This window comes from Candidatus Saccharimonadales bacterium (genome assembly GCA_040903985.1).
In the GTDB taxonomy this organism is placed as follows: Bacteria; Patescibacteriota; Saccharimonadia; order QS-5-54-17; family QS-5-54-17; genus JBBDUI01.
Genome location: JBBDUI010000002.1, coordinates 236,571 through 257,933, shown reverse-complemented (window position 1 = coordinate 257,933; position 21,363 = coordinate 236,571). Strand labels below are relative to the sequence as shown.

The window sequence follows — 21,363 nt, the reverse complement described above, 5'->3', positions numbered from 1 at the left end:
CATGGTGAAGATAGTGAGTGAATGGCTAAATCAACACCTTAGTGAGCCGTTAGGAGTAGCGGAGATGGTGGCGGCACTGGAGCGGGCCGGTATAGAAGTAGAGGAGGTGATCCAGCCACCAGAGTTTGATTCTCGTATCGTTACCGCCACCGTAGTAGAGGTCAAACCACATCCCAACGCCGATCGGTTGCAGGTAGCGACCGTCAAATCGGGTAGTAAGAAGTATCAGGTAGTATGTGGCGCTCCAAACCTTTACGTAGGGCAGCGAGTGGTTTTCGCTCAATTAGGGGCTGTGCTGCCTGACGGAACTGAGATTACTCAAGCCAAGATCCGCGGTCACGATTCCTACGGTATGCTATGTAGTGAGTTGGAGCTGGGGCTAGGCGGTAGTCATGAGGGTCTGCTTGATCTCGGTACTGAGGTAGCGGCCGACCTGCCTTTGCGTGAAGTTTTTAATGCTGAGCAGAGCGTAGTCGATATTAAGACGGCCGCTAATCGCTGGGACCTCCAGAGTTATGTCGGCTTAGCTCGGGAGGTGGCCGCTCACACTCCGGCTACAGATTTAATCGAGCAGATAGTCCAGGCGCCACCTGCCGGTCAGCGGGTTACTAATTTATTTACTAATCAAGCTAAAGAGGAAGTGTCCTGCTATGGCTTACTTAAGCTTAAGCTTCCGCAAAAAGTCGCTGCTTCACCACCCTGGATGCAACGCCGGCTGCGCCTAGCGGGGGTCCGCCCCATTAATGTCGTAGTCGATGTTACAAATTATGTGATGCTTGAGACCGGCCAACCTCTGCATGCTTTCGATGCGGCTCAAGTGAAGGGTCCGCTGACGCTACGTTTTGCTACCAACGGCGAAGTACTAACGACTCTGGATGGAGTAAAGCGAGCCTTAGCTAGCGAGGATATAGTGGTAGCCAGTGGTAAGCACCCAGTCGCACTAGCTGGAATTATGGGGGGTGAGACGGCTGAAATCGGTGATAATACGCAGGAGATACTAGTCGAGGCCGCTACTTTCTCGGATGTACTAGTACGTAAGTCGGCTAAGCGCCACGGCCTAAGAACTGAGGCAAGTGCTCGGTTTGAGCGTGGTTTACCGGTACAGGCCGTTCGTCCCGCGCTACGTTACGCGGTACATCTACTGCAGGAGTATGCTGGAGCCGAGCTGACAGCATACCAGAATGAATTGAACATCTGGCCCTGGGTCCAGCATATAGGTGTCCGGTCTCCTCGCCTGCAACAGCTATTGGGAGTGAAGTTAGAGCGTGAGGAGGTGTCCGACTACCTGCGTCATCTCCAGATCGATGCCGAGCCGTTCGATATTGCCCTAGAAGCTCGTAAGCACCTCGCTAAACCGTATAAGTTGGGTGCCAGCTTTAAGACCGATGGGGTTAAAGCTTTCGACTGCTCGTATCTAGTGGACTATATCTACTCGTTGATTGGGATTAAGATCGGCCATACAGCTCATGCTCAGTATACGAGTGGTACCGCGGTGGAGCTGGCTGATTTGCGTCCTGGTGATCTCGTCTTCCGGGGTGGCCCCTGGGTTCAACTAGATGAGGTCGAACGCGAGGGAGTTTCACATGTAGCGCTCTATATCGGTGAAGGTAAGATCATTGATGCCCGTAACAATGTGCGTAATCAAGCTGATGAGTGGGAAGAGCTACCGGTCGAGGAACAACAGGTAGTAGAGTTATCACTAGAACAGATGAGCCAGGATAGCCAGTTTTTGGGAGCTCGCCGTTATGTAGGTGACCTAGAGCAGTATGTGCAAGTGACAGCTCCTTGGTGGCGACCTGATTTGCGTGACGAGGCCGACATCGCTGAAGAGGTGATTAAGCTATACGGACTGGATAATCTCGAGGCCACTTTGCCTGCCTGGAGACCAAAGGAGAAGGGTTTAGTCGATCACTACTGGAGTCGACTAAATGAGTTGCGTCAGCTCTTGCGGGGTCGGGGTCTATTTGAGGTGACGACCTATCCGTTCATCAGCGAGGTCGACCTAGCCAACTACAAGATTACCGGCCAAAACCACCTGAAGTTGAAAAATCCTCGTAGTCAGGAGCAGGCCTATTTGCGGCAGAGTTTACTACCTACCTTGTTGAAAGCCGTAGTAGATAATACTACATATAAGGATAACTTTGGCGTATTTGAAATCGCCCGTACCTATACGCCGCGCTCAGATGAGATGCTGCCACTGGAGCACACGATGCTAGCCCTAGCCTGGCAGCAGGATGAGGCTCGTCTGCGGGTAAAGAGTGATATCGACCAGATTATGCGCTTACTGCAGATCACCCCTCAGTTCGTTACCAGCCATGACAATCCAAGCTTGCACCCAGCTCGCCAAGTGACACTTGAGGTGGACGGGGTAGCGATCGGCTGTTACGGCGAACTGCATTCAAAAATTATGCAGAATCAGAAATTACGCAATGCGGTAGCAGTGGTCGAGCTCGACGTGGTGCGACTGCTAGAGCTATGGCAGTCGGCGCGGTTTGAGCCGTTACCACGGTATCAAAGCAGTTACCGGGATATAGCCGTCATGGTGCCAGATAAAGTCACTTGGCAGCAGTTGGCTGTTAGCCTATCTCAGGTAGAGGACGTGGTCGTCACCTATCAGGACGAGTTTCAACGGGAGTCTGGTCGAGTGATTACGGTTCATCTAGAGCTGCAGGCTCACGCCAAGACTTTGAATGAGCAGGATATCCAGCAGCGGTTGCAGCAGATTGCTACAGTGGTGAAACAGGACCTTGACGCCGAACTTGAACTCTAAAGTTATCATCTATCTCACCGATCTTTCAGCTGACCAGATTTGGCTAGCTGTCAGGGTGAGAGGTGGCGACCTTGTCCAGTCCTCACTCGACAAGCTATACTAAGGCCAGTATGAATCAACCACCGAACTCCCCAGAGTCGCTTCCACCTTCATCAGAGCAGATATTTCCTCAGCTAGAAGCCGAAAAGCTCAATACAGCTGACGAACAGTTGCCGAATGGGGCCGAACGTCAGGCTGAAGAGGCGGTGGAGCGAGACGTGACGGACGCTCAGATAGTGCTGCCGACCGCTCAGCCAGCGCCACTGCCGACACCGACTCAACCGACTCCTGTACCGCCGGCCAGTACTCCGGCCACAGCGGCCGACGATGTTGACGTGATAGAGAAGGCTTGGGTCGAAAAGGCGAAACAGATTATCAAGGAGACGAAAGACGATCCTAGGGCGCAGGAGCAAGCGTTTGAGCAGCTCCAGATCGAGTACCACAAGAAGCGTTACGGCCGTGATATTAAAGCAACGCGATAATCGGAGGTAGCTAGGGTGATGGACGCGCTGATCATTTTCTCAACCGTTCTGATTATCATTCTTGCTCTGGCTGGGGCCGGCTTTATCGTCTACCGTAAGGGCCTCCGCTTTGCTAAGGGGGTAGAACGCGGTATTAAAATGGTGCCGATCTTAATTAATTTGCCGCCCTCCAGTGAAGATGTAGAGGTTGGTGGTCGCGATGTGCGTGACGTTATCCAGGAGCGCATATCTCAGGCCGAGGTGTTGTTTAACTTGATCGCCAGTACGGCGACGAAGGGGTTCAAGAGTAAGTTCTTCGGCCAACGCCACTTAGCGTTTGAGATCGTAGCTATCGACGGGGTTATACGTCTCTATACGGCGGTTCCGGTCGCTCTAGTAGCGGTGATTAAACAGGCTATACTGACGGCCTATCCGGGCGCTCAGCTGGAAGAGGTCGAAGACCATAATATCTTTTCGGCTACCGGTAAGATTACAGGTACCTACGGCGGTGAGATTAAGCTAAAACAGGCTTATTCCTATCCGATCGCTACGGTTAATCAGTTGAAACGGGATGCTATGCAGGCCGTGATTAAGTCTCTCACCAGTTTGGAGCAGGGGGATGGAGCTAGTCTGCAGATACTGGTGCGGCCGGCGCGGGAAGGTTGGACAAAGTCGTCCGAGCACATCGTGAAGCAGAAGCGAGACGATAAGGGCTCGTCCGGCATTTCAGCTAAGTCGCTATTGCAAGCTCCCTTTAAGGCGCCAGAGAGCGGGGACAAGGACAGCGGTCCGAAGCCTCCTAAACAGCTAACTAGCTTAGAGCAGTCGATGCTAGATGCGATCGAGGAGAAGACCAAGTCTTCCGGCTATGAAGTTTTAATTCGAGTGATCGCCTCTTCTGGCACGGCTACGCGAGCCCAGTCGATCACTCATAACGTCATCTCGGCCTTCTCCCTCTTCGATGCGCCGGGACTAAACGGCTTCAAGTTCGAGCCGGCGAAGAGTATCGAGAAGTTTGTGACCGATTTTATCTTCCGTTTCTTCCCGCCAGAGCGAGCTAAGATGGTACTCAACAGCGTGGAGCTAGCCACCCTATTCCACCTGCCGGACGATCAGTTTACTAAGACGACTCAGCTGCAGCGGCAGTTTTCCAAGCAGGTGGAAGGACCGACCCGGCTCAGTAAAGATGGAGTGATGCTGGGCCACAATTCCTACCATGGTGTAAAGAAGGAGATTCGTCTCAGCGATGAAGACCGTCGGCGTCATGTCTATATCGTGGGGCAGACCGGGACCGGTAAGACGACGGCGCTATCAAACATGATGGTGCAGGATATGATGGATGGTAAGGGCTTCGCCTTCGTCGATCCGCATGGTGATGAGGCCGAACGTTTGCTCGGCATGGTGCCACCGGAACGGAGTGAGGACGTTATTTATTTCGATCCCGGCAACATGGATACCCCGATGGGACTGAACATCTTTGAATACCGGACGGAGGATCAGAAAGACTTCTTGATTCAGGAAGCTATTAATATGCTTTATCGCCTGTATGACCCGCAGCATACCGGTATCATCGGTCCGCGCTATGAACACTTGTTCCGTAATGCCGCATTAACGGTCATGGCCGATCCGGCCGGCGGTACCTTCGTCGATATTCCGAAGCTGTTCCGCGATCCGCAGTTTGTGCGGCAAAAGCTCAAGCACGTGACGGACCAGTCGGTCCGCGAGTTCTGGCAAAAGGAGATGCCACAATCTCAGCGCTCTAACGATTTTGGTGAAGTGGTGAGTTGGTTCGTCTCTAAGTTTGGTGCCTTCTTAAGTAACCAGTTGATGCGTAACACTATCGGTCAGACTAAGAGCGCTTTCGATCTGCGTGAGCTGATGGATAGTAATAAGATCCTAATCGCTAACCTTAGTAAGGGGCGCCTAGGTGAACTTAACTCTCAGCTGCTCGGTATGATTTTCGTTATGAAATTCCAGGCTGCCGCTATGAGCCGGGCTAATGTACCGGAAGATGAGCGAAAAGATTTCTCTCTCTACGTCGATGAGTTCCAGAACTTTTCGACCGAGTCATTTGCTTTCATTCTGTCCGAGGCACGGAAGTACCGGATGAACCTGATCGTAGCTAACCAGTTTATCTCCCAGTTGAGCGATGAGATTCGCGATGCGGTCTTCGGTAATGTCGGTACTATTATTAGCTACCGCACCGGTCCGGCCGATGCCGACTTTCTAGTGAAGCAGTTTGCTCCGGCCTTTAACGAGCGTGATCTAGTCAACCTGCCTAACTTTAACGCTGCGATTCGATTGATGAGCGGTGGGTTACCGACTCAGCCGTTTAACATTGCTGCCTTGCCGCCGCTAGCTTCGTCTAAGCCGCAGTTAGCTCAGGCGCTGAAGAAGCTTTCGGCCGCTAAGTACGGTCGTCCTCGGGCTGAAGTAGAGAAGGAGATATTCGATCGGGTAGCCTCACAACCGGCTCCAAGTCCGTTTGAGAGTTTAGCCACCAACTCCCGGGAGTCGACCGGTCCGCCATTGGGGAGTGGTTCCGGGCCATCCGCCAGTCCAGGAGCTAGCGGGGGGGCTGCTTCAGCTTCGTTCTTAGACGAGTGGCTTGATAAACGTCGTGCCACATTGCAGCAAGCGGCTTCTCAGTCTGCCCCTAGACCTCAGCTTGAACCAACCGATCACTCACCTAAGCAGACATCCACCTACGCCGACCAGGCAGCTCCTAAGAGTAGCGGTGTATCTGAATCGGCTCAGACTCAGCCGCCCGCACCGTCTGAGTCGCCGAACCTATCTACTCCTGAGCCTATATCATTCAGTTCTGCCCCGGCTTCATCCCCTCCTAGCGGTGACTCCCAGACTTTTACACCCCCGTCTCCACTATCTTTCCCAGCGCCACCCTCAGCCGCGCTGCAGCAGGAAGAGGACGCAGATCAATCTACGCCTAAGTCACCTGATTTGCCCGAGCTGCCGGCTCAAGTGGAGGGTGACATCTCTACTGCGTCCGCGAGTTCCGACGTGGAGCAGACGGATAGTAGTGTTCTTCCATTAGTGCCGGCAGGGGATGAGCCCCATGTAGAGCCGGCTGAGTCGGCCGCTACAGCTGCTCAGGCGAGGCCTGAGTCTAGCGAAACGGCTGAGGCAGGCCTACAACAGTCGGAAGCTCCGGAGGCAAACGTGGTACAGCCTCAGCCAGTGCCGCCGGAAGAGTCTACCCCCGATGATAGTAGTGAGCCGTTAGTCTCGCCGTTTGGTACCGGGGTAGTGATGCCGGAGCAAAAACCGCTTAAGCCCGAAGCTGCTGAGAGTAACCCTACCGAGTCAGCCGTTCCCAAGCTGCAACCGGGTGAGATATATATCGACGATGAAGGTAAGGTCCATCAAGGTTAGCGCTCGACCCGCTCGCTCTTGCTAGTAGGCCGATTCAGCAGTATAATTGAGCTATATTTGAGGGTAAATAAAGAGTAATGGCAAAACAAACGAGTCAGTACGGCGCTGGCCAAATTCAGGTATTAGAAGGTTTAGAGCCGGTACGCAAACGTCCCGGTATGTATATCGGTGGTACTGGTCCGGAAGGGCTACACCACCTCATCTGGGAAGTTGTCGACAACGGTATCGACGAGGCCCTAGCTGGCCACGCTACCGAGGTATCCGTCGTTCTGCATGAGGACGGCGGCGTGACGGTACGCGACAACGGCCGTGGTATTCCAGTCGATAAGGTCGCTAAGACCGGTAAGTCGGGTCTGGAGACGGTACTGACCGTACTCCACGCTGGTGGTAAATTTGGTGGCGATGCCAGTGGTTACAAAGTCTCCGGTGGGCTTCATGGTGTCGGTGTTAGTGTGGTTAACGCTCTCTCGACTAAACTGATTGCTACGGTTTATAAGGACGGGAATGAGTACCAGCAAATCTTCGGTGAAGGTGGAGCACCACAGGGTGATATCAAAAAAATCGGGAAAACAGCGGAGACCGGTACTCAGATTACCTTTTATCCGGATAGTACCATCTTCGAGACGGTCGAGTTTGATTACAATTTAATTCTTGATCGTCTGCGCCACCAGGCCTATTTGACCAAAGGTGTTCGTACTAGTCTAACTGATGAGAAGGGCGGTCGTCGCTACGGTTTCTACTTCGAGGGCGGTATCGAATCTTACGTACGCCACCTCAATCGTGGTAAAGAGATCGTGCACGATAAGCCTTTTTACGTTTCTCGTGAGGTGAAGGAGTGCGAAGTTGAAATCGCGATCCAGTACTCCGACAGTTTCTCGGAGAACGTGAAGGCCTTTGCGAACAACATCCACACCCCGGAGGGTGGTACTGCTCTCACTGGTTTCCGGGCAGCGTTAACTCGAGTTATTAACGACTATGCCCGTAAGAACGGCTTTATTAAAGAGAAGGAAGAGAATCTAACCGGGGAGGATACACGAGAAGGTATCACGGCGGTAATCTCGGTTAAGCTGCCGGATCCGCAGTTCGAAGGTCAGACTAAGGCTAAGTTAGGTAACCCAGAGATTCGGGGCTATGTCGAGCAAGTGATGAGTGAATGGTTCACCTACTTCCTCGAAGAGAATCCGGGTGAGGCTCGCAAGATCATCGGCAAGACCCAGCTAGCTGCCAAGGCCCGTGTGGCCGCCAGAGCAGCTCGTGATACCGTGATCCGCAAGGGTGCGCTCGAAGGTGGCTCTCTGCCCGGTAAACTGGCTGACTGCTCCTCGCGTAAGCCAGAAGAGTCGGAAGTCTACATCGTGGAGGGAGACTCGGCTGGCGGCTCGGCTAAGAACGGTCGTGATTCTAAGTTCCAGGCCATTCTCTCCTTACGCGGTAAGGTTCTGAACGTTGAGCGAGTACGCTTAGATAAGATGTTGGCTAATAAGGAGATTAAAGAGCTAATTATGGCCCTCGGTACCTCAGTAGCAGAGACGTTTGATATCACCAAGCTGCGTTACCATCGCGTCATCATCATGACCGACGCCGACGTCGATGGAGCGCACATTCGGACGCTGCTTCTAACCTTATTCTACCGCCACCTACCTCAGCTAATCGAAGGGGGCTACCTCTATATTGCCCAGCCGCCGTTATACTTACTAGAAGTCGGCAAGAAACGCCTCTATGCTTACAACGAAGAGGAGAAGGACGCAATGATCGGGAATTTGATCGAGAAACGGGGTAAGAGCGATTCCAGTAGCTCTAGCGAAGTCGATGCTACCACGATTGTCGACGATGAAGAGAAAGATCGACTTAAACTAGCTGGTGTGAAGAGTATCCAGCGGTATAAAGGTCTAGGCGAGATGGACGCAGAGCAGCTGTGGGAGACGACTATGAATCCCGAGCACCGAGTTCTGCTTCAGGTTAACGTCGAGGACGCCGAGCGAGCCGATGCCGTGTTTACCAAGCTCATGGGAGTTGACGTGCCGATGCGCAAGAGCTTCATCCAGTCGCATGCAAAATCAGTAGAGAATTTGGACATATAACGTGGCAGATAATACAACACTACCAGAGAGCGTAAAAGACAACCGAGGTATGGTTCACAGTAAGAACCTCGTTGATGAGATGGAGAAGAGCTATCTCGAGTATTCGATGAGCGTGATCGTCGCCCGGGCCCTGCCTGACGTTAGGGACGGTATGAAGCCGGTCCACCGCCGCATTCTCTACTCAATGCACGAGAACGGCATCCGTCACAACACTAAGCATCGTAAAAGTGCCACCATTGTCGGTCAAGTTATGGGTAAGTACCACCCTCATGGTGACTCGGCAATCTATGACTCCTTAGCTCGTATGGCTCAGCCATGGTCTATGCGCTATATGATGGTGGACGGTCAGGGTAACTTCGGTTCGATGGATGGTGACTCCGCTGCTGCCATGCGTTACACCGAGGCTCGGATGACGGCCATCGCCGGTGAGATGTTAGCCGACATCGATAAAGAGACAGTCGATTTCGTACCTAACTTCGATGGTTCGGAGCAGCAGCCGTCCGTTCTCCCGGCTAAGGTACCGAACTTACTGCTCAACGGTCAGATGGGTATCGCTGTCGGTATGGCCACCAACATCCCGCCACATAACCTAGGCGAATTAGTAGACGCGCTAGTATTTATGATCGAGAACGATGACGTGACGACCGATGATTTGCTCAACTTTGTGAAAGGTCCCGACTTCCCAACCGGTGGTATCATCTATGGCCAGGAGTCGATTCGCCACGCTTATGGTAGTGGTCGCGGCGGCGTTACCGTCCGGGCTGTAGCGGAAATCGTCGAGAGTAAGAATGCGCACCAGATTTTAGTTACTGAGATCCCCTATGGTCAGAACAAGGCCACCCTCATCGAGAAGATTGCCGACCTGGTGAAGGACAAGAAGATAACCGGTATCGCCGATTTGCGGGACGAGAGCTCGCGCGGAAGCGTACGCATCGTTGTCGATTTGAAGAAAGATGCCTATCCGAAGAAGATTCTTAACCAGCTCTACAAGCTGACCCCAATGCAGACTAAGTTTCACTTGAATATGCTCGCTCTGGTAGACGGTATCCAGCCTAAGGTCCTTAACCTCGAGGCCATCTTAAGTGAGTATCTGAAGCATCGTCAGCTAGTAGTGCGCCGTCGCAGTGAGTTTGATCTGCGTAAGGCGAAGGCTCGCGCTCACATTCTGGAAGGACTGAAGATAGCGCTTGATCATATCGATGAGGTGATCAAGACGATTCGTGCGAGTGAGAGCACCGATGCGGCCCGGGATAACTTGATGAAGCAGTTTAAGTTCAGCGAGCTCCAAGCCAACGCTATCTTAAGTATGCAGCTACGTACTCTGGCCGGTCTCGAGCGCCAGAAGGTAGAGGACGAGCTGAAAGAAGTTCTGGTACTGATTAAGAAGCTAGAGAAGATTCTCTCTAGTGAGGCCGAGATTCTAAAGATTATTAAGGCCGAATTAGTCGAGATGAAAGATAAATATGGTGACGAGCGTCGGACCAGTATCGTCGAGCACGAGCTGGGCAAGTTCTCCGAAGAGGAGCTGATCCCGAACGAACAGGTAGTCATTACCTTCACCAAGGGTAGCTACATCAAGCGGACCACACTCGACACCTACCGGAGCCAAGGTCGCGGTGGCAAGGGAGTCGTCGGGATGGGTACTAAGGAAGAGGATGTGATCGCCCACATGGTGTTTGCGAATACTCACGACTACATCCTGTTCTTCACCACTATAGGTCGTGTCTTTAGGATTAAGGCCTATGAGATTCCGGTCGCCTCTCGAACTGCCAAGGGGCAGGCCATCGTTAATATCCTGCAGTTGCACCCCGATGAAGGCATCAGTGCCATCATCAAGCTGCCCCAAGAGAAAGAGGCTAAAGAGACTTATCTCCTCATGGCGACTTGTGAAGGTGTAGTCAAAAAGACATCACTAGAACAGTTCTCTAACATTCGCACTAACGGTATTATCGCTATTCGGCTCGATGACGATGACCTCTTGCAGTGGGTCCGTATTACAACCGGCCAAGATCAGATCCTCATCTCAACCGCTAACGGTCAGGCGCTGCGTTTCGAGGAGACCGATGTGCGTCCGATGGGCCGTAGTGCACGCGGCGTACGAGGCATCCGCCTGCGCAAGGGCGACAAAGTGGTTGGTTTCGATGTCGTCAATGATGATGCTCAGGTGATGGTGGTCCACGCTAACGGTTACGGTAAGCGTACCAAGGTGAAATTGTTCGCCGTACATAAGCGAGGCGGCTTAGGTATTAAGGCCGGCGTTATTAGCAAGAAGACCGGCCCGGTGATTAACGTAGTTCGCACCATTCCGGAAGAGGATGAGGTCTTACTCATCTCGCGCCGGGGTCAGATCATCCGCTTGCGAACGAAAGAGATATCGATCATCGGTCGGGTGACCCAAGGGGTGCGCATTATGCGCTTGAACAAAGATGATGAGATCGTTTCGGTCGCTCTTATCTCTGATACTGGGGCGGAACAAGAGTAATGCAGTTGCTGCTGATAGCTTTCAGTGCTTGGTTCGTAGCTCAGCTAATTAAGTTCTCCCTTAAAGCGCTAGTTGCGACGCCTGATTTCAAGTTGTTTTATCAGTCCGGCGGAATGCCGAGCGCTCATAGTGCAACCGTAGTTGCAGTCGCTATTGCGGCTCTAGCAATTGAAGGGCTGCAGAGTCCCATTTTTGGGATAGCAGCTGTTCTAGCTGCTATTGTCATCTACGACTCCCTAGGTATTCGCCGTTCCAGCGGGGAACAATCGGTCATGATGAATGTACTATTGAAGACATCAGGCAACACTAAGCTCGTAAAAGAGATTATGGGCCATACCCCGGTTGAAGTTGGCGCTGGCGCTATAGCTGGCGCTATAGTGGCTCTTTTGTTTACTTCTTCTGATTGGGACCATCAGTTAGAATGGTTAGTAATGTCTCCTCCAGCGCTGGAGAGGAGTGCCTACTTATTGTTCTTTGCTTTATTATTCTTTACCGCGTTAGCGGCGCGACTAATACTACAGCGGTATCGTCGGGTGAGAACAACGCATCGACTTAAGCTGATCATCTGGTGGAGTCTCGTCTTACCGGCTGCTATCGGACTGTTTATGTCGTTATTACAGTTTCAGACTATTCATGCTGGAAGCTGGCGGCTATGGCCACTAATGATTACAACTGCCTTGGGGATACTACATATAGTGCTGTGGAGGCGCGTTTATCGTTTTATAGGGTCACACTACCGCTACGAGGTAAAATTGCTAGAACGTCATCGAGCGACACGTACACAAGTGCGAAAAAACAAGAAACGCCGCCGCAAGTAAGAGTCATTAGACGCACAGGTTAGTGATTTGAGTGGGTATCATATTGTTAAATCAGAAATAGACAGGCTTCTTGCTACAGAGAGCATATTTAGGGTATAGGATGTGTTGACAAGTTGTTATGGGTAGGTTATTCTGCAAGAGAATAGTACAAAAAAAGTATACAAAATAGAGAATAAACGTAACACAAAATAATGAATCCCGAGCAACAAAACTCAGTTTTGCCAGACGATTATAATCAGCAATCAGCCCCTGATATGCCCACGAATCAGGCTGCACCGGTAGTCGGTTCGCCGTATCATCCCCAGGGCACCGCAGGTCCATACCCACCCCATAACTATCCGCCCTACACTCCGCATAACACCAGTCATGCTACCGTTATAGCTGTCAGCATCGCGGTAGTAGTACTACTTGTTTCGCAGATGTGGACTATGAGGAGTATTATGCCGGCGGCTAACAGCCAGCAATCAGAGCGGGAAATCTCGTTACAGCAAGATAGACTTGACGCTCAACAAGATAAATTAGCACTTCAAGTAGAGAACTTAAGTAAAGCTACAGAGGAGCTGGTAGCCTCACAGTCTGACAGCCCAGCTGCTGACGATGTAGAGGAGGATAACGATGAATCTGCTGTAGCGGATGATTCGGATGGAGTAATTGCTAGCGGTAGCGTAGGCGCGACCGGAGCTAGGGGAGCCACTGGTCCACAAGGCCCGACTGGTCCTTCAGGTCCAGCCGGCGCAAAAGGGGCAACTGGTTCACAAGGGCCTATCGGACCTCAGGGGCCCGCGGGTATTCAGGGTCCGACCGGCTCCCAAGGACCAGCCGGAGCTGACGGTCAGGACGGTGCAGTCAGGGCATATCAATATATCTGGTACCTTGATCGCGGGTAGTCTCCAGGGTGACGGAGCTAATCTCACTAACGTTAATGCAGCAAGCTTAGGAGGGAATACAAGCTCCTACTTTACCAATGCTAGTAATATAAGTACTGGTACATTGTCTAACGCTCGGCTTGATGCGAGTGTCTCGCTATTGGGACAGTCGATTCAGAATAGTGAGGTGGATGAGGATCTGACAATTTCGAGCGCAGGTTCGGTAGCTGACGGAGCTTTAAGTAGTAATGTAGCCTTTCTTAATGCGAACAATACTTTTAGTGGCAATAATACCTTCCAGCAGATAACAGCTACCAGCTTACTCCAAAATGGCAATCAAGTCTGCGATGCCTCTGGTAACTGTCCTGGTGGTGGTAGTGGTGGCCTTCAGGGTAGCGGTAGTGTGGGCCAGATCGCTTTCTTTGATGGGAGTGACTCTTTAACTGGTAATAGTAACTTCCACTGGGATAATACTAGTAGTCGTCTCGGCATTGGTACTAGCAGCCCGCAGGTGGCACTCGATGTATATGGAGAGGCATCTGTTCGTTCAGTCGCACCGGTAGCGAGTGCTCTGGCTGTTAAGACTAGTAGCGGACAGGATATATTGCGAGTGGCTACTAACTCGAGCTTGTCTTCCTCTGGGGCTTTAACTACTGCCGGACTTGTCGGGGCAAGTGGAGTAGTTATTAGGGACTCTTATGCCTACGTGGCAAGCTCTGAGGCCGATGCGTTGACGATAGTTGATGTTAGCTATATTGATGAGCTAGCCCAGGTCGGTAGCGTATCGGATGCGGTCGAGCTTAATGGTGCTAGAAGGGTAGCCGTAAGTGGAGATTATGCTTACGTGGCCAGCTTCCATGCGGATTCTGTCGTCTCGATCGATATTAGCGATCCTACTACTCCTGTTAAGGTAGATACTTACATTAATAATACTGATCTCGAAGGCGCTAGCGATATCGCTATTAGTGGGAACTATGCATATATCGCTAGTCATTATGCTGGTAGCCTAACGGTTGTTGATATCAGTGATCCAAATGATTTAACTCAAGTTAGCAGCTTTAGCTCCGCTAATTTGGTAGGCGCCCGGGGAGTTGCTGTGAATGGAGACTATGCTTACGTGGCCAGCGCCACAGCCGGTTCGTTAACAGTAATCGATATTACTAATCCGGCCGCCTTAAGCACAGTCGATAGCATAGCTAATACTGATTTGAATGGGGCTAGAAGCGTGGCTGTGAGTGGAGACTATGCTTACGTGGCCAGCGCCACAGCCGGTTCGTTAACAGTAATTGACATTACTAATCCGGCCGCAGTATCCCAGGTGGGCACGGTGACATCGGCCGAATTGACCGGCGCTAGCGAAGTGTTCTTCAGCGGTGGCTACGCGTATGTTACAAGTGACACTACGGGCACGTTAGCGGTCGTCGATGTGGTCGACCCAGCTGCACCGACTCAGACGGGCAGCATAAGTGATGGCGATTTAGCAGGTGCTAGTGGGTTATTTGTTGCCGACAGCTATGCATATATCGCAAGTAGCGGGGCAGACGCTCTGACCGTAGTAAAGATAACGAACGGCCAGACGCATACTAGTAACCTTTTAGTTGAGGGCGATGCTCGAGTTGGTGGCGATACCCGCCTGGACCGGGATCTATTTGTTCAAGAGGATCTTCGCGTAGAAGGCAACACTCGTTTAGGAGGTCGGCTGGAGATAGATCATACCGATCTAAGTCGTGATGCTCTACGCGTGACTACTCGGGCAAATATCGGCACAAGCACATCGAGTTTCATAACAGCATGGGGCGGGACGAGCAGTGATTCGGCTTATTCAATCCGTCAGACCGGTGATGGTGGTTATATCGTTGTGGGAGAGACTAACTCATACGGTGCGGGTAGTGGCGACTGGATGCTTTCTAAGCTTAACGTATTCGGTCAGCTGGAATGGTCGACCGTACTGGGTAGCACCAGTAGTGACATTGGCTACTCGGTAGATTTAACTACAGATGGGGGATATATCGCTTCGGGACGAGTTAACGGTTTGGGGGCGGGAAGTTACGATCTAATGGTTATTAAATTTACGGCTAATGGAGCGGTTAGCTGGAGTAAGACACTGGGTGGCGCCAGTAGTGAGTCATCGCCTTCTACTGTAAAACAGACCAGTGACGGAGGCTATGCCATCTCTTGGTATAGCTCTACTTTTACAACCGGGGGTAGTAATGATTTTAATATAACCAAACTCGATAGTAATGGCGTGAGTCTCTGGACACGTGCGATCGGAGGAAGTAGTAGTGATACGACGAATGATATGGATTATACCAGTGACGGTGGCTTCATCTTGACCGGCTCTACCTCCAGCTATGGTGCGGGCAGTGGCGACTTTATGACGGTTAAGCTCGACTCCAATGGAGCTCATGAGTGGACAAGAGTGATAGGTGGCACCGGTAGCGAAACAGCCCAGTCCGTACAGCAGACTAGTGACGGGGGCTATATCATTGGAGGCTATACCTCCGGTTACGGTGCCGGTAGTAACGACTTTATGCTGGTTAAGCTCGACTCTGATGGAGCTCATGAGTGGACTAAGGTAGCGGGTGGAACTGGTAGTGATGTCGTTCAATCAGTACAGCAGACTAGTGACGGAGGCTACATTCTAGGCGGCTATACCGCCAGCTATGGGCCGGGCAATAACAGCTTTATGTTGATTAAGTTTAACTCCAGTGGAGCTGAAGAGTGGACTAGGGTAGTGGGCGGCACCAGTAGCGATCAAATTCGATCTGCTCGCCAGACTAGTGATGGAGGGTATGTGGTGGCTGGCATTACGTCTAGCTACGGTACAGGTGGTAGCGATTTCATGGCGGCTAAATTTCATGGCCTGGTTAACATCGAGGGGTGCGGTGATATTTGTGAAGATATTGAGCTTGAGGAGACTGACATCTCGCCCGAATCAATTACAGTCAGCCCGTCTGTAGGCAGTCATAGCCCAACCAACAGCACGGTGTTACCAACTATAATTAATCCGATCGTGCCCTATGCTGCAGTGGTCTCTCATGGCGAAACTATCAGCAACTACCAAGAGACTACGGTTAACGCTTTTACGATTGACGCTAACGCCAATACTCTCATCCAGGGCGGAAATGTAGGTATCGGCACCACCTCTCCCGATAGCAAGTTAACTGTTTCCGGTAACGTGCGGGCCCATGCTTTCCTAACCGATACTTCTGCCGACGTTGCTGAGCATTATGCCACCGCCGAGCCGGTTGAGCCCGGTGACATCGTGGCCTTTAACGCCGAAGGCAAGTTAGTGAGAGCTACCACGAGCGTGTCTCTAGCTGGGATTATCTCTACTGAGCCTGGTTTGGTCTTAGCTTCGAAGACCGAGGGCGCACCGCTTGCCCTAGTCGGTCGGGTGCCAGTAAATGTAACCACAGAGAATGGCAGCATAGCTGTAGGCGACCCCATTACCCTCTCTGAAACTCCAGGGGTCGGAATGAAAGCTAGTGATCCGGCACGAATTGTCGGCTATGCCCTAGAGAGTTACAGTGGTAGCGACGTCGGCTCAGTGATGGTCTTTGTGAAGACTGAGAACTATATACCACAATTACAGCAAGCCAGCGAAAGCGTACAGGATAGTGGTGAGCAAGTTGACTTCTCAAGCTTGAACGTGAGTGGTGCTAGTACGCTGGCTAGCTTAGAGGTGACCGGAGATGTGGTGATCGGGGGTACTCTTAGTGTCTCAGCAGTACGAGTAAGCATGAACTTAAGTATAGGAGGACATCTTCTCAGCACCGGTAACACCCCAGAAGCCAGTTCCGGGGCTGATCTAGAAGGCGGTACAGTTAGTTTAAGCGGAACTGATGTAGCCGGAACTATTAATGTGGTGGTATCAGAGAGCGTGGTGGAGACTAATGAGTATGAGTTAGCGCGGATCGACTTCTCTCAAATTTACACCTTCCCGCCCCGAGTCACGATTTCGGCTAGAAATGCCGCCGCTACTAGCTTGGAGGTGTATGTGAAGTCGACTCCCGCAGGGTTCATGCTGGTCACTACCGTCCCGGTGACAGCTGGTACCGAATACAGCTTTGACTACCACGTAATTGGGGCCGGCTTCTCTAGCCCGACAGCTACCGAGTAGGTAGTAGAGACCAATAGAGAGGATTACGCTCGTCGAGGTGAGCCATTTAGCTAAAGGCTGAGGAGTAGGGGCTAGCAGCTGGTTTATAAAACCGGGGTTGTTATTTCTAGTTAGTATAACTTATAGCTGGGGTTGACACTGTCTATGCCGCTCGATTATTATAGAATTTGTACGTTTGTGAGCAAGCGCCCGAGTTTAGGGAGCTTTTTTTATCACTACGTGAGGTACTTTAAGAATTTAGACTGTGCAGTATAACCGTTTTTCCCCGATTTTATCGGGGATCAATTCCGTCTCGGTGGTGACATCGAGACAAACGTTTTTACATTTGTACGTTACAAAAAACAATGTTAGTTAGTTTTTGAGCAATCAAATTCAATAAGCTAAGTGGCCGAGTGAACCGCAAGGTGATCTCGAGCTTAGCTTTTCATGGAGAGTTTGATCCTGGCTCAGGGTGAACGCTGGCGGCGTGCCTAATACATGCAAGTCGAGGGAGAATCCCGATTTATCGGGAGGAAACCGGCGAACGGGTGAGTAACACGTTGGTACCTGCCCCGAAGTAGGGAATAGCTCGGAGAAATCCGGATTAATGCCCCATAGTCCTTCGCTTTTAGCGGGGGTAAAGCTCCGGCGCTTCGGGAGGGGCCTGCGTATGATTAGCTAGTTGGTAGGGTAATGGCCTACCAAGGCGACGATCATTAGCTGGTTTGAGAGGATGATCAGCCACACTGGGACTGAGACACGGCCCAGACTCCTACGGGAGGCAGCAGTAGGGAATCTTCCACAATGGGCGCAAGCCTGATGGAGCAACGCCGCGTGCAGGATGAAGGCTTTCGGGTCGTAAACTGCTTTTATATAGGAAGAATATGACGGTACTATATGAATAAGCCTTGGCTAACTCCGTGCCAGCAGCCGCGGTAATACGGAGAAGGCAAGCGTTACCCGGAATTACTGGGCGTAAAGCGTTGCGTAGGCGGTTTATCAAGTGAAGTGCGAAATCCTGTGGCTCAACCACGGGCTTGTATTTCAAACTGATTAACTAGAGGGCAGTAGAGGTGAGTGGAATTCCTAGTGTAGGAGTGATATCCGTAGATACTAGGAGGAACACCAATTGCGAAGGCAGCTCACTGGGCTGATCCTGACGCTGAGGCACGAAAGCGTAGGTAGCGAACCGGATTAGATACCCGGGTAGTCTACGCCGTAAACGATGGATGCTAGCTGTTGGGGAGTATCGACCCTCCTCAGTAGCAAAGCTAACGCGTTAAGCATCCCGCCTGGGGAGTACGGCCGCAAGGCTAAAACTCAAAGGAATTGACGGGGACCCGCACAAGCGGTGGAGCGTGTGGTTTAATTCGAGGCTACGCGAAGAACCTTACCCAGACTTGACATCCTGGTTACAACTCTTAGAGATAAGAGTGTCATTTAGTTGGACCAGTGACAGGTGATGCATGGCCGTCGTCAGCTCGTGTCGTGAGATGTTAGGTTAAGTCCTTTAACGAGCGCAACCCTCGTGATTAGTTGAATTTTTCTAATCAGACCGCCTCGGTAACGGGGAGGAAGGAGGGGATGACGTCTGGTCAGCATGTCCCTTACGTCTGGGGCTACACACACGCTACAATGGCCGGTACAACGGGAAGCTAAGCAGTGATGCGGAGCTAAACCTATCAAAACCGGTCTCAGTTCGGATTGAAGGCTGCAACTCGCCTTCATGAAGTCGGAATCGCTAGTAACTGTGGGTCAGCACACCACAGTGAATACGTTCCCGGGTCTTGTACACACCGCCCGTCACATCACGAAAGCTATCAACATTCGAAGTCCCCGCCTTAGGCTGGGCCCAAGATGGGGGTAGTGATTGGGGTGAAGTCGTAACAAGGTATCCGTAGCGGAAGCTGTGGATGGATTACCTCCTTTCTAGGGAAAACCGTTTCGATTAATAATCGAAACTAGACCTATTACGCTCGAAGATAAGGTCCCGCCATTGGTGGGAACGAAGGGTCGAGTTAGTGATAGATCCCAAGGTCGGCCCCGCACCTGAAATGCAGTAAAGTTCGCAAGAACTTTAGCTGTAACTAGTTCCTAGCTATTTCATTAGAAAGTTAGGGCTAGCCGAGTCGCAATAGCTTATGCTATTGCCTGCATCTCAGGTGCGGGGTTGGTTATGCTGCACAGTCTAAGCACTTAAAGCTACAAACAATCACCCTGTCGAATGACAGGGTGATTGTTGTTTAAATGACTACTAAACATAAATAATATCGATACCAGTAATTCCGACTTGCCCCAGGAGGTGATTTCTGGTTACAATAAGGTGTGCTTTTATAGGGGCGATTAGCTTCCGCCGTCGCTTGGGGGCTATGGCGGACACAGCTGCCCAGCTAGTGTGCGTCACTGTGTATTCTGAAGATAGTAAAATACAGCTGGAGGGCGATTAGCTCAGCCCGGTTAGAGCGCGTCACTGTTTCGTACTTTTATAATTCAATCCAAATGGAGGGGCTGTAGCTCAGTCTGGTTAGAGCGCGTCACTGATAATGACGAGGTCCGTGGTTCGAGTCCACGCAGCCCCACCATTTGGATTGAAAAATTATTATGCTTTATCGAGCAAAGCGAGACCTAATGACGAGGCCTCAGGTTCGAGTCCCGGATGACCCCAATCGATAATAACTCCCACCTCCCACCAGTTGCCAGATAACCACAACCACTCTATATTGGGTACATAGCAACTAAACATTGAAGCTAAAGTATAATGCCACGACTACCAATCCCCGGATCAGACGAAGGAACATGGGGAGACATCCTCAACGAATACCTCAGTGTCGAACTAGCTAGTGATGGCTCCCTCAAACGTGGTACTGAGCTAACTCAGAAGCTCAACCGCAGTGGCGATACTATGGGCGGAGAGCTATCCCTAGGCGGAAACAAGATTGTCGGACTAGCCAACCCTACCACCCCTCAAGACGCCGTCACTAAAGCCTATGTTGATGGACTCCCAGGTGTCGGCTCCTCTCTAGCCGCCCTAGATGATACCGATACCGATACTGCCAGTGATCAAGATGTCTTAACCTACGATAGTGGCACTAGCACCTGGGTAGCTGCTATTGCCCCCGTACTAAGCATCAACTCTAAGACCGGAGCAGTAACTCTAGATGCTAGTGATGTAGCTAACCACACCACCACCCACCAATCCGGCGGAACTGATGAACTGAACGTCGATGGCCTCTCCGGCGAACTAGCCGACCCCCAAGTACCGAAAGGTCACTCACTAGGTGGTATCGAACACAGTGCTACCACCCTAGCTGCCCTCAACGCCAAGATTAGTGATGCCACCCTAGATGATGCCAGTGCTACCCGTACTCCAACCGAGCATGGTAATGAAGCTCACTCCGCTACCTTCATCACAGCAGCCGAAGCCCCCGTCCAGTCTGTCAACGGTGATACCGGTATTGTTTCTCTGGATGCCAGTGATGTAGGAGCTGATCCTGCCGGTACCGCTACTACAGCTATCACTAATCATGAGGCCGTAGCAGACGCCCACCCAGCTACCAACATCGAGTTTGACCCGACCGGCCTGGAACACACCACAGCCGTAAATGTCCAACAAGCCATCACCGAGCATGATCAGGCGATTGGGAGTAGTGCGTCTGTGGTGCAGGTCGTCACTGCGACCTTGGGTAGCGACTCGGACACTACCGCCGACACGCCGCAAGACTCCGGTCTCGAAGCCACGATCATGCCAGCGTACGCCGATTCGATCATCCTCGCCCGCGTTTCGGGACAGGTTACTTACTCGGTGGTGTCCGGTAGCTCGATTAACCGCAACGGTGTCGTGCAAATCCGCGACACGACTGGCGACGAGGTGGTCACCAACGAGCGTCGTGGTCACCGTCTGCTTGCATCGTCCAGCGAAACGGCCACGTTCTACTCCCCGATTGCGCTCGAAGGCGAGCACGAACCGGGATCGACGGCCACCCGTACCTACCGTCTAGAGCACGGCCCCTGGCCGACCGGGTCACCAAATGTGGAGTCATCTATCATAGCGGGGGCGCTGATGACACTCACGGAGGTACGTTCCTGATGGCATTGGACACCACACAGCGCAAGTGCGCCCTAGCCCATCTCGGCATCGCCTACACAAAGGTAGGTGAGACGTTGACCGTCCACGGCGACGAGCCGGACGAAACTACGTTGCAGGCTGCCTATGACGAGGCGATCGCCACGCGACCAGACCCACGAGCTGAGCTCCTCGCCGCCGTCGAGGCCGCCACGACACTGGACGAACTCAAGGCGGCGATCAAGGGCGACGGCCAGTCGACGCTTGCCAGCGACATCTTGTAATGGCTGG

10 protein-coding genes, 1 tRNA gene and 1 rRNA gene are annotated in these 21,363 nt (G+C 51.9%); all 12 read left to right on the top strand.

The window, feature by feature from the left end; genetic code table 11:
- Position 1 precedes the first annotated feature (1 nt).
- Positions 2 to 2,770, top strand: a complete 2,769-nt coding sequence (gene pheT, locus WD467_01270) for a phenylalanine--tRNA ligase subunit beta (GenBank protein ID MEX2452527.1) — start codon at positions 2 to 4, stop codon at positions 2,768 to 2,770.
- Between the two features lie 110 nt (positions 2,771 to 2,880).
- Positions 2,881 to 3,291, top strand: a complete 411-nt coding sequence (locus tag WD467_01265; protein ID MEX2452526.1) for a hypothetical protein — start codon at positions 2,881 to 2,883, stop codon at positions 3,289 to 3,291.
- Between the two features lie 18 nt (positions 3,292 to 3,309).
- Entirely contained in the window at positions 3,310 to 6,660 is a 3,351-nt protein-coding gene (locus WD467_01260) for a type IV secretory system conjugative DNA transfer family protein (protein ID MEX2452525.1), read from the top strand.
- Positions 6,661 to 6,737: 77 nt separating this feature from the next.
- Positions 6,738 to 8,741, top strand: coding sequence for a DNA topoisomerase (ATP-hydrolyzing) subunit B (gene gyrB, locus WD467_01255; GenBank protein MEX2452524.1), 2,004 nt, complete (start codon positions 6,738 to 6,740; stop codon positions 8,739 to 8,741).
- A 1-nt stretch (position 8,742) separates the two neighbouring features.
- Positions 8,743 to 11,223 carry a DNA gyrase subunit A gene (gene gyrA / locus WD467_01250; GenBank protein MEX2452523.1) on the top strand — a complete coding sequence of 827 codons (2,481 nt, stop codon included), beginning with the start codon at positions 8,743 to 8,745 and terminating at the stop codon, positions 11,221 to 11,223.
- Complete coding sequence (locus tag WD467_01245; protein MEX2452522.1) at positions 11,223 to 12,041, top strand: divergent PAP2 family protein; 819 nt, start codon at positions 11,223 to 11,225, stop codon at positions 12,039 to 12,041. The genes gyrA and WD467_01245 overlap by 1 nt, the downstream gene beginning before the upstream one ends.
- A 254-nt stretch (positions 12,042 to 12,295) precedes the next feature.
- Positions 12,296 to 12,928, top strand: a complete 633-nt coding sequence (locus tag WD467_01240; protein MEX2452521.1) for a hypothetical protein — start codon at positions 12,296 to 12,298, stop codon at positions 12,926 to 12,928.
- Positions 12,882 to 17,030, top strand: a complete 4,149-nt coding sequence (locus WD467_01235; GenBank protein MEX2452520.1) for a hypothetical protein — start codon at positions 12,882 to 12,884, stop codon at positions 17,028 to 17,030. Before WD467_01240 ends, WD467_01235 begins: the two co-directional genes overlap by 47 nt.
- Positions 17,031 to 17,453: 423 nt before the next feature.
- Positions 17,454 to 18,938 (top strand): 16S ribosomal RNA (locus WD467_01230).
- A gap of 575 nt (positions 18,939 to 19,513) precedes the next feature.
- Positions 19,514 to 19,591, top strand: a tRNA-Ile gene (locus tag WD467_01225).
- Positions 19,592 to 19,767: 176 nt separating this feature from the next.
- Positions 19,768 to 21,096 carry a hypothetical protein gene (locus tag WD467_01220; GenBank protein ID MEX2452519.1) on the top strand — a complete coding sequence of 443 codons (1,329 nt, stop codon included), beginning with the start codon at positions 19,768 to 19,770 and terminating at the stop codon, positions 21,094 to 21,096.
- Positions 21,096 to 21,356: a hypothetical protein gene (locus WD467_01215; GenBank protein MEX2452518.1), complete on the top strand. Its 261-nt coding sequence runs from the start codon at positions 21,096 to 21,098 to the stop codon at positions 21,354 to 21,356. The genes WD467_01220 and WD467_01215 overlap by 1 nt, the downstream gene beginning before the upstream one ends.
- Positions 21,357 to 21,363: the final 7 nt, after the last annotated feature.

Coding starts and splice junctions, on each gene's coding strand:
- WD467_01260 (MEX2452525.1), top strand. CDS start 3,310: ATGGACGCGCTGATCATTTTCTCAACCGTTCTGATTATCATTCTTGCT.
- WD467_01245 (MEX2452522.1), top strand. CDS start 11,223: ATGCAGTTGCTGCTGATAGCTTTCAGTGCTTGGTTCGTAGCTCAGCTA.
- pheT (MEX2452527.1), top strand. CDS start 2: ATGGTGAAGATAGTGAGTGAATGGCTAAATCAACACCTTAGTGAGCCG.
- WD467_01220 (MEX2452519.1), top strand. CDS start 19,768: ATGCCACGACTACCAATCCCCGGATCAGACGAAGGAACATGGGGAGAC.
- WD467_01215 (MEX2452518.1), top strand. CDS start 21,096: ATGGCATTGGACACCACACAGCGCAAGTGCGCCCTAGCCCATCTCGGC.
- gyrB (MEX2452524.1), top strand. CDS start 6,738: ATGGCAAAACAAACGAGTCAGTACGGCGCTGGCCAAATTCAGGTATTA.
- WD467_01240 (MEX2452521.1), top strand. CDS start 12,296: ATGCCCACGAATCAGGCTGCACCGGTAGTCGGTTCGCCGTATCATCCC.
- WD467_01265 (MEX2452526.1), top strand. CDS start 2,881: ATGAATCAACCACCGAACTCCCCAGAGTCGCTTCCACCTTCATCAGAG.